This is a genomic window from Flavobacterium coralii (genome assembly GCF_019891545.1).
GTDB classification, from domain to species: Bacteria; Bacteroidota; Bacteroidia; order Flavobacteriales; family Flavobacteriaceae; genus Flavobacterium; species Flavobacterium coralii.
Map to the genome: position 1 here is coordinate 1 of NZ_JAHDIU010000031.1, position 830 is coordinate 830.

An 830-nucleotide genomic window follows, 5' to 3' on the forward strand; every position below is an offset into this window, starting at 1 on the left:
AGCTTTGGCGGTATGGTAAACTATGCCATTACCCCCAACCTGAGGATAGGCTATGCGTATGACCATATTATATCCGACCTGGATGTAACCACTCCGTCATCTCATGAGGTGATACTGCTTTTCGATCTGAACTTCCCGAAAAAAGTATCACGTTCTCCACGTTATTTCTAACCCTAAAAGCGACATAAGAAAAAATGAAGAATTTATATATTACCCTTAGTTTTATGCTCGCCGGGATGGCAGTAACGGCGCAGAACAAGTATACCAAAGACGCCGATAAGCATTTTGGCCGCTTTGAATATGTGGAAGCTGCCGAGGCTTACAAAGAGCTGGTGGAAGACGGCAAAGGCGATGCCTATGTGTACAAGCAGCTTGCCGACAGCTACTATAATGTGTTTAACTACAAAGAGGCTGTAAAGTGGTATGACAAGGCCATAGCCGCCGGCAATGCCGATGCGGAGACCTACTACCGCTATGCCCAGATGCTAAAGGCTGCCGGAAGGTATGAGGATGCCAACAAGCAGATGCGCCAGTTTGCCTCTATGGCACCTAATGACCAGAGGGCAAAGCTCTTTATGAAAGACCCTAACTACCTGCCCAAGCTGCGCAACCAGAGCAAGCTTTTTGATGAAAAGAAGCTTGACATCAACAATGAGAAGTTCGCTTCTTTCGGGCCGGTATTAACCGATGACAATACCCTTTACTTTACCAGTGCGCGCAATGAGGCCCGCAAGACCTACGGCTGGAACGAGCAGCCTTTCCTTGACCTGTACATGAGCACCTGGAATGCCAACGGCACCTTCAGCGAGCCGGTACCGGTGGAAGGGGTG

1 protein-coding gene and 1 pseudogene are annotated in these 830 nt (G+C 48.8%); both read left to right on the plus strand.

Annotated features, from left to right (window positions below):
• Window positions 1-171 (plus strand): type IX secretion system membrane protein PorP/SprF (locus tag KJK34_RS15505; RefSeq protein WP_223054692.1); only part of this gene is annotated, 171 nt, incomplete at its 5' end.
• 23 nt (window positions 172-194) lie between these two features.
• Window positions 195-830 (plus strand): annotated as a pseudogene (locus KJK34_RS15510) (OmpA family protein); the annotation flags it as partial.